The sequence below is a fragment of the Lapidilactobacillus luobeiensis genome, from assembly GCF_024345205.1.
Lineage (GTDB): Bacteria > Bacillota > Bacilli > Lactobacillales > Lactobacillaceae > Lapidilactobacillus > Lapidilactobacillus luobeiensis.
Map to the genome: position 1 here is coordinate 52,843 of NZ_BROC01000016.1, position 7,938 is coordinate 60,780.

Consider the following 7,938-nt stretch of genomic DNA (forward strand, 5'->3'; position numbering starts at 1 on the left):
TCCCAGCTCCCTGTGCTTAGCTACACAATTGCTTCGGAAGCAAAGTTCAGCTTCCAAAGCAATTGCTAGGCTAATGCTCGGGAGCTACCCGGGGTGGCTCGCACTCTGATTTGAAACGTGTTGCGTGCAACTGACTTTTCTGCTTAACTACGTCAGGCTTCCGGAAGCGAAACCCGCTTCCAAAATCCTGACTAGGTTAATGCTCAAAGTCAAACCGTTGCGCGCCACACTCTCTTATTTGACCGGATTTTTCAACTCGAGCGAAAATGCCGGCCATTTCCACGATCATCAGCGCCAGATCAGCGCTGAAAAGGGGTAGAAGGCTCGTCTAAAATCGTAACAGTAATGACATTATAAGGAATAATTTAATAGTTCTCAGAAAACTTTTTAAAATTTTGGTGATTTTTCTTGCCGTTTTTGCTTCGCTCAAACGTTAGTAATAGTGTAAGGCAATTTAACGCCGGCAAGTAAATTGACTTCACCACAAACTATTTGGAGGTATCATCATGGAAAAAGTCTGGAAATCAACCAGTATCGCATTAGGCTTCAGTGGCGAGCAACTGCCCGAAGAAGGTAAGATCCGTCGTTATTCAAAGGTGGTCGAACAACCAACTATTGAACAGCTCCAAGCGTTTGGCAAAGCCATCGCAGCTTTGGGCGTCAACGAGGAAGTTCTCGACGCCGAGATCACGACAAAACAAGAATTGAATCTGGCATAAGCGGAGGTAGTGAATAATGAAACAATTACAGTTGGATTTTCAAAGTAACTTGGAAAAGAAGCATCATTTAACACTTAGTGACATCGACTTAGAATTGACTGCGGCTCAGATCGAGCCACAAATGCGGGCGATCGCGGCCGCGAACTTGTTTGCCAATGGTGACGAAGTGCTCTATCAACACCCGATCAGCGCGCAATATGTGGAACGGATCGTCACTCCGATCTTTAAGGCCCCTGTTCCAGAAAAAGAAGCATAATCCTTAAAACTTTTTAAAGATTTTATCGGCTTATTTCACAAACGGAACTACCTAATGATAGACCGTTCGGAGAATCACTGCACAAGGTGACAGTCGTGTCATGGAAGTGTTTTGCCAATGTTACACGAATGTAACATTAAAGCGTTATGATAATCTATATCTAGTCGAGTGCTTCATGTCTGCTTTTTCGAAAAGGGGTAAAGGATTAATGACGCAAAATAAGAAAATGGCATCTCTACTGCTGGGCGTTGGGGTTTTGACCACAGCCGCTTTAGCAGCTCAGAAGACTGATGAAACACAAGCCGCAACACGTAAAGTAACCTATACAGAAGGGGCGACCACAGTTTGGACTAGTCCAACAACTGGTCAAACCGTTAAACGTTATCTAACACCGAACCAAACTGTTGAATTCGTTTCAGCAAAACAAGTCGGTGGGACGAAATGGTTGGAAACGACTGACGGTGGCTGGGTCCCTGAGACCTATCTTTCCGGTGAGATCGCTGGTTCGGCCAGCACCTCGAATTCAACTAGTACCAGTAATCCGGGCGCCAATACCGCAACCGCTGCCGGTTCATTGACAGTGACTTACGCTGGTGGCGCGACCACAATTTGGCAAAGCGCTAGTTTTAGCCAAGTGAAGACTTACCTTGTTAAAGGGCAGACTGTCAGCTATGTTGCGAGCAGGACCGCTAATGGCGGGACTTGGTATCAATTAGCTAATGGCGGTTGGGTCTATGGCGCTTATGTTTCTGCTGGCGGTGCGAGCACTACGGCACCAAGTACGCCGAGTGCACCCAACACTTCAAATACAACTAATAATTCGAATAACGCGGCAACACCAGCGGGCACATTGACCGTCACTTATTCAGGTGGCGCGACGACTGTTTGGCAAAATGCTGGTTTTGGCGGGGTCAAGGGTTACTTGACCAAGGGCCAACAAGTCAAGTATCTTAGCGCCAAGACTGCCAATGGCGGAACTTGGTATCAATTGGCCAATGGTGGTTGGGTCCTGAGCGCTTACGTTAGTACTGGTGGCGCAACGACTAACACGAACAATACCAATAATTCTTCGTCAACAACCAACACCAATAATAACAGCGGTAATACGAGTTCGACGACTGCTCGCGCTAGTCGCGCTCAAATCGTGAGTTATGCTAAGAACTTTTTAGGGGTCCCTTATGTTTGGGGCGGTACTTCGCCAGCAGGTTTTGATTGCTCTGGCCTAGTTCAGTATGTTTACGCTCATTTTGGAATCAAGTTATCTCGGGTCACTTACGCACAAGAATACAACGGTCCGATCAAGGCGGCCAGTGCCGCTCAAGCAGGTGATCTGCTCTTCTTCGGTAGCCGGGGTAGCACTTATCACGTCGCGATCTCCTTAGGTAACGGCCAGTATATCCATGCGCCACAACCAGGTCAAACCGTGACGATCGGATCGACTCAGTGGTTTGCGCCGAGCTTCGCGATGAGCGTTCCTGGTGTTTACTAGTCAAGTCTTCCTTCATTTTAAGAATCGTTTAAAGTCAGCTGTTGCCAGCTGGCTTTTTTTGGTCTGATTATATGGGTTGAAAGTATGACGCGTTAACATTTCTTGATCCTTGGCGGTGGGTGAGGCTACCGCTATTTTTGCTGGCTCTGTGGACTTAGCGTAGAGCGCGATCCGTTCTCTGCCACTGTGGTCGCTCAGATCAGTGGCGCTATGCGTTGACGGACAGTTAACAAAATCAGGCATTGTGGCGTCGTGCCCGCTCTAATAATATACAAGTTCACGTATCTTTATTTGTTTAGATTGCTATAAATGGTTTTGTAACTCTTTTGATTCCTAGAGTATTAAATTAACGTAATCAAAAAATATACATAGTTTTTGCAAAAGGTATTGAACTTTTTTCTCAATCTTGATAAACTGAATTCACTTGAATTGAAAGGAAGTTTTTGGATGAGAAATACGGATCAGTTCAGCTTAGCGGTGTTTATCAAATTGGTTGCGAATGAACAGGGAGTGCTGACGAAAGAGCGTTTATTGCAGCCTGATCTCCGGCGGATCTTACCGGTGATCCCCGACCCTGGACTGATCAAAGATTTTTATGTGCTGTTGAATTATTCGGTCACCAATCGGCAGCAGATCAAAACTTTAGTTATTGCTCCTAGCGGTGTTTACTTTACCTGCAAATCGACCAAAGAATTATTAAGTTATCACATGGCCCATAGTATTCTAGATATTTCGGCGACGCGGGCTTTGCGAACGCATTTGGATCTGCCGGCAAACTGTGAACCTTCCTTGTGTTTTGTCAATTGGGTGGCGATGCATCTTTCTGGTGTCTCCAGTTCAAAGAAGGCGGACTGGGTCGCCTTGCATCACACGACTGCGATCACGGTCAGTAGTGGCATGGCGACGCGGGTATTTACTTTTGAGAAACGATTTCAAGTTCAGTTACCCGTTCAGCGCAACTTTGATGGTCGTTTGCGCAATGTCCAATGGATGAGCGCTCTGGAATTGGAAGCTTTCCGCTATTTGGCCGCGGAAGTTGGCGTCCCCCTGGATCTGAACCTTTTAGAAGAAAATATCCTTCGCGAGGCCGATCCGTGTTTTCGTGCTAGTTGTGCCACGGTTAGTTGTGAAAGCATTGGTCGCTTTCTGTTATCTTTTCAAGAGACCTCGCTGGACGCCGTGGTACACCATCCCGAATTAGGTTTCCTTAGCATGATGTTTATTGATTTCAAACGTTATTTTCGGCGTCAATTACTAAGAAAACACACCTTCAATTAAGCAGTGGCGAAACTGGCTGGGTCCGTTTCTGGGCGTTGACGCGCCTTGTTTTTTTAAATTCTTTTTGGTCGGAGCAAGACAAAGAAGCCCAATAGCTGGCGGCGGATCGGTTCAAGGAAAGCGAAATAACACTGAAGGATCGCAGTCTGCTTGATTTCTTGCTCCGAGCTGTCGCCGCCTTATGTTTGCGGTATTTTAAAGGTACCACAGGCGCTTGTGGAAAAATAAAGCGAGGTTTTCCACATGAAAAACAATGAATCGACCCAAGATCAAAAAAATGAATGGGAGCACCAGCGAGTAAAAAAGTGTCCGAAATGTACGGTGCCAACTGATCCAGTGCTAGATCCAGCGCTAGCGCAAGCTCGTAGTCAGGCTGCTATCGTACACGCTTGGTCAGCTTTGACCGCAACTGAGCCCGCGGGCGCTGACGGCGACGTTGACCATGCTCCGAACTTGCGGCGACTTAATCGCGGGTTGACGCTGGCTTTGGCACATCCCAGTTTGATCCAAGGAGCGGTCAAACACGCAGGTATTCCTTATGCCCATCAAGATCACGATGATTTCGTTCAAGAGGCTTATTTCGCGTTTGCCAATGCTTATCAAGAATTTCCAGGTGATCCGGAAACGGATCCGACTTTTTTAAAATTTGCCTATCAGGCGATCATTTGGCGAATGACAGATCTCTTACGCTATCGGGCGCGCCACCAGTGTGATGATCTAGCAGAACAATTTGTCGCTAATTACCGGATCGACGCCGAAGCAGATAACGTGACCGCTTTGACCGTGCGTGAATTTGTCAAAACCGCCAGTAAAATGGATCGCTTGATCATCTGGCATCACTTTATTGGCGAACAGCCATTGACTCAGATCGCCCGCGAACATCAGTTAAGTCCGCGTACTCTACGGTCACGCCGAGCTCAATTACGCAAAAGTCTGGCTAAAATTTTAAATTATCAAATATAAAAAAGAAATTGCAACAGCTATCAGGTATCAGTCGCTTAGCTCGGTGTGCAGCAACAGCGCAGATCGCGAACGATCTGTTGTCAAGCCCAGGGGCAAAGATGATATAATTGGATTAACTTGGACTTGGAGGTCAGGCGGCATGATCATGGCACGCATTTACAGTTTATTGATTGGTTACGGACTGGGGAATTTTATTACCGCATATTTCGTTAGTTTGTGGCGCACGGGGAAAAGTCCCCACGAATTGGGTTCTGGTAATCCCGGGACCGCAAATATCGGTGCCGTCCTAGGCAAAAAATTTGGCATCTTAGTTCTGCTGGGGGATCTGCTTAAAACACTGGCTGCTATTTTGATCTGTTGCTGGTTATTTCCGGAGTTAGGACGAGCTGCGATCATGTATGCTGGGATCGGCGCTACTTTAGGTCACAATTACCCGGTTTGGTTACATTTTAAAGGCGGTAAAGGCGTGGCCGTTTCGGCTTTGTTACTAGTGGCTTATGATTGGCGTTGGGGCCTGATCTGTCTATTGATCGCCTTAGCGGTCCTGCTAGTGACCAAGAATTTAGCCTTGCCAGGGATCGTGATCTTGCTGAGTTTTACGATCGTCAGCGCCTTTCTCTTTGGTTGGGAGGCTGCGGCAGGTTTCGGGTTTCTGATGTTGCTCTCCGCCTTTCGCTTCCGGCACGATTTGGCCGACCTGATCCATGGACGTTCAAAAAAGGTTGATCTGTTACAACGATTCAAGCGACAACCTAGTGCTGTCACAACGTCAGCGTCAAAACAAACAAATGCACAGTCAACTGCAGCGACCACGAAATCCGATCAAGCTGCTACAAAACCAACTGATAAAAAATAAACGGTAATTTTTAGCGACTGATGAGGTACGGACTTTGTTCAGAAAACGTGCTGCGCGAGCCTGCTTGTTGTGCTTAACTACGCGATTGTTCCGGGAGCAAATGCGCTCCCAAAACAATTGCTAGGTTAATGCTCACAAGCAACCCGGCTCGTTCCGCACTCTGGCTGAAACGTGCTCACCACCCCAGTGCTTTCCGCTTAGCTACGTACCTGTTCCGGGAGCTAAAACCGGCTCCCCAAACAGGTACTAGGCTAATGCTCAAGCACTGACCGGGGTGGTTCGCACTCTGATTTTTTGTGGCTTGACATTGAACTGGAAGTTTGGTACATTTGACGCAATCCAATAGGTCGAATTTAGCCCAGTAGTGTTAGGGGAGTTTGTTCAGGAAGCTGATGGTTGCTGCGAATCAGTCGGACCTCTAACATGAATTACACTAAAGTGAGCACGAGCGTCGTTCTCTTTACGAACGTAAAGTTGTCTGCACACGCAGGTAATTGGGTGGTACCGCGGTAAATCATCGTCCCTGATCTTAATTGATCAGGGACTTTTTATTTTGCCAAGATGACCGGTGGCGAAAATAGGCGTAGATTTATGAAAAATAATGGAGGTTTTATGATGGAAAGAAATGAAATTTTAGCGGATCTGGAATGGCGTGACGCGATCAATCAGGTCACCGATCTTGAGGGGCTGACTGCGTTAACGGCAGAAAAACAAGTGTCACTTTATTGTGGCGTCGATCCGACTGGGGATTCGCTACATATCGGGCACTTGATTCCCTTCATGATCCTGAAACGGTTCCAAAACGCTGGGCACCATCCTTATATCGTGATCGGTGGTGGGACGGGTTCGATCGGGGATCCCTCTGGGCGCAAAACCGAGCGGACGTTGCAGACCATGGAACAGGTCAAGCATAATGAAGACGCAATCACCAAGCAAATGACGAAACTTTTTGGCACTGAGAATTTCTCGATCGTCAATAACTATGATTGGTTGTCCAAGCTCAGTTTGCTGGATTTCTTGCGGATCTATGGCAAGGAATTCCCGATCAATGTGATGCTGAATAAGGAAGTCGTCGCGTCTCGTTTGGCGACGGGGATCTCTTTCACTGAATTTACGTATCAAATCCTACAATCCGTTGATTTTCTAACCTTGTATAAGGAACATGATGTCCAAGTGCAGATCGGTGGCGCCGATCAGTGGGGCAATATTACTGCCGGGACTGATCTGATCCACAAAAAATTAGGCGCCGACGCAAAAGTTTATGGCCTAACGATTCCTTTGATGCTTAAAGCCGATGGAACTAAATTTGGCAAAACCGCTGGCGGCGCAGTTTGGCTTGATCCAGAAAAAACAACGCCTTACGAGTTTTATCAATTCTGGTTGAATCAAGATGATCGTGATGTGATCAAATATCTGAAATATTTCACGTTCCTGACTCATGATGAAATCGACGCTTTAGCAGAAAAAGTAGCCGATCAGCCGGAAAAACGCGAGGCGCAACGACGCTTGGCTGAAGAAGTCACGACTTTTGTTCACGGTGAAGCAGCCTGCCATCAAGCGCAACATATTTCCGCAGCCTTTTTCTCAGGTGACCTCTTGAGCTTGAGTGCCGCGGAAGTTGCCCAATGTTTCCATGGGATGCCTGGGGTGACCATTGCCAATGAAGTTCACGACTTGGTCGAATTCTTAGTCGATGTTACCAAGATCGAACCTAGTCGGCGCCAAGCGCGGGAAGACATCAACAATGGCGCGATCTACATTAATGGGCAACGACAACAGGATGTTGCCTTCTTAGTGGATCCCAGCGCTGCTTTTGATGGTAAATTCGTGATCGTTCGCAAGGGCAAGAAGAAATACACGCTGGTGCAGATCGAGGACTAAGCGGATCAATGTTTTGATCGTCATGATAAGAATAGGAAGATGACTGGCAGCCGCGTTGGCTTTGCCAGTCATCTTTTTTAAACCTGTTTGAAAAGTATCGGTTCTATATTTGCTGACTTGCTTGATTGCGGGTGTGCTGGGATGGGGACGCAACCGTTTCAGGACGTTTTTAGTGATTGGAACGCAGTGGACATCGTTTTGGAGCCGATTTGAAAAGTGCCGTTTCTGTATTTATTTCTCCGCTTGCTTGCGGGTGTGCTGGGATTGGTGTTGACGCAACCGCCTCAGGGCGTTTATGGTGGCTGGAACGCAGTGGGCATCGTTTGAAGCCAATCCGCAAAAGCAGCGGCTTGTCTTCAAATCGAGCCTTTGTCTAAGTGATAAATCACTAAGACAAATTTCACTGCTGAAACGTGTTCGCCGGCCTAGCTTCTTCCGCTTAGCTACGCTCTTATTCTGGAAGCAAGGAACGCTTCCAAAATAAGAGCTAGGCTAA

Annotated in this window: 7 protein-coding genes; all 7 read left to right on the top strand. The window is 47.1% G+C overall.

Features of this window, described 5'->3' with window-relative positions:
* Nucleotides 1-506: 506 nt before the first annotated feature.
* The 7 genes from OCU21_RS07135 to tyrS all read left to right on the top strand — a co-directional run bounded on the left by OCU21_RS07135 (nucleotide 507) and on the right by tyrS (nucleotide 7,442).
* Nucleotides 507-719 (top strand): DUF1659 domain-containing protein, encoded by a 213-nt coding sequence (locus OCU21_RS07135; protein WP_261806751.1) that lies wholly within the window; start codon nucleotides 507-509, stop codon nucleotides 717-719.
* A 16-nt stretch (nucleotides 720-735) separates the two neighbouring features.
* Nucleotides 736-975, top strand: a complete 240-nt coding sequence (locus OCU21_RS07140) for a DUF2922 domain-containing protein (RefSeq protein ID WP_261806752.1) — start codon at nucleotides 736-738, stop codon at nucleotides 973-975.
* A gap of 208 nt (nucleotides 976-1,183) precedes the next feature.
* Nucleotides 1,184-2,464 (top strand): C40 family peptidase, encoded by a 1,281-nt coding sequence (locus OCU21_RS07145; RefSeq protein WP_261806753.1) that lies wholly within the window; start codon nucleotides 1,184-1,186, stop codon nucleotides 2,462-2,464.
* A 447-nt stretch (nucleotides 2,465-2,911) separates the two neighbouring features.
* Nucleotides 2,912-3,742: a hypothetical protein gene (locus OCU21_RS07150; protein ID WP_261806754.1), complete on the top strand. Its 831-nt coding sequence runs from the start codon at nucleotides 2,912-2,914 to the stop codon at nucleotides 3,740-3,742.
* A gap of 243 nt (nucleotides 3,743-3,985) precedes the next feature.
* Nucleotides 3,986-4,705: a sigma-70 family RNA polymerase sigma factor gene (locus tag OCU21_RS07155; protein WP_261806755.1), complete on the top strand. Its 720-nt coding sequence runs from the start codon at nucleotides 3,986-3,988 to the stop codon at nucleotides 4,703-4,705.
* 139 nt (nucleotides 4,706-4,844) lie between these two features.
* Complete coding sequence (locus OCU21_RS07160) at nucleotides 4,845-5,561, top strand: glycerol-3-phosphate acyltransferase (RefSeq protein WP_261806756.1); 717 nt, start codon at nucleotides 4,845-4,847, stop codon at nucleotides 5,559-5,561.
* 615 nt (nucleotides 5,562-6,176) lie between these two features.
* Nucleotides 6,177-7,442: a tyrosine--tRNA ligase gene (tyrS, locus tag OCU21_RS07165; RefSeq protein WP_261806757.1), complete on the top strand. Its 1,266-nt coding sequence runs from the start codon at nucleotides 6,177-6,179 to the stop codon at nucleotides 7,440-7,442.
* Nucleotides 7,443-7,938 lie beyond the last annotated feature (496 nt).

What these genes read in the sequence shown, in the direction of transcription:
- OCU21_RS07135 (WP_261806751.1), top strand. Translation starts at nt 507, where the DNA reads ATGGAAAAAGTCTGGAAATCAACCAGTATCGCATTAGGCTTCAGTGGC.
- OCU21_RS07145 (WP_261806753.1), top strand. Translation starts at nt 1,184, where the DNA reads ATGACGCAAAATAAGAAAATGGCATCTCTACTGCTGGGCGTTGGGGTT.
- OCU21_RS07160 (WP_261806756.1), top strand. Translation starts at nt 4,845, where the DNA reads ATGATCATGGCACGCATTTACAGTTTATTGATTGGTTACGGACTGGGG.
- tyrS (WP_261806757.1), top strand. Translation starts at nt 6,177, where the DNA reads ATGGAAAGAAATGAAATTTTAGCGGATCTGGAATGGCGTGACGCGATC.
- OCU21_RS07155 (WP_261806755.1), top strand. Translation starts at nt 3,986, where the DNA reads ATGAAAAACAATGAATCGACCCAAGATCAAAAAAATGAATGGGAGCAC.
- OCU21_RS07150 (WP_261806754.1), top strand. Translation starts at nt 2,912, where the DNA reads ATGAGAAATACGGATCAGTTCAGCTTAGCGGTGTTTATCAAATTGGTT.
- OCU21_RS07140 (WP_261806752.1), top strand. Translation starts at nt 736, where the DNA reads ATGAAACAATTACAGTTGGATTTTCAAAGTAACTTGGAAAAGAAGCAT.